The 325-nt window shown below is 65.8% G+C and carries 1 pseudogene; it reads left to right on the plus strand.

The features are described from left to right. Positions 1-325: pseudogene (locus CI601_RS00005) on the plus strand (chromosome condensation regulator RCC1); the annotation flags it as partial.

Raw genomic sequence — 325 nt, forward strand, 5'->3', positions numbered from 1 at the left:
TCTACATCTGGGGAAGCAACGAAAACGGCCAGCTGGGCGACGGCACCAACACCACCCGGGGCAGGCCAATCCCGGTCAGCAAGCCCCAAGGCGCACCCGCCGGGTTCACCTGGAAATACACGATCCCAGGATGCAACCATACCGCAGCGATCGGCTCGGACGGCAACCTCTACACCTGGGGAGGCAACGACGACGGACAGCTGGGCGACGGCACCAACACCAGCCGGAGCAGGCCGACCCTGGTCGACAAGCCTCAAGGGGCGGCGGACGGGTTCACCTGGAAACAGGTCATCCTCGGCGGCTGGCATTCCGCAGCCATCGGCTC

This window comes from Bifidobacterium sp. wkB344 (assembly GCF_003688305.1).
GTDB classification, from domain to species: domain Bacteria; phylum Actinomycetota; class Actinomycetes; order Actinomycetales; family Bifidobacteriaceae; genus Bombiscardovia; species Bombiscardovia mizhiensis.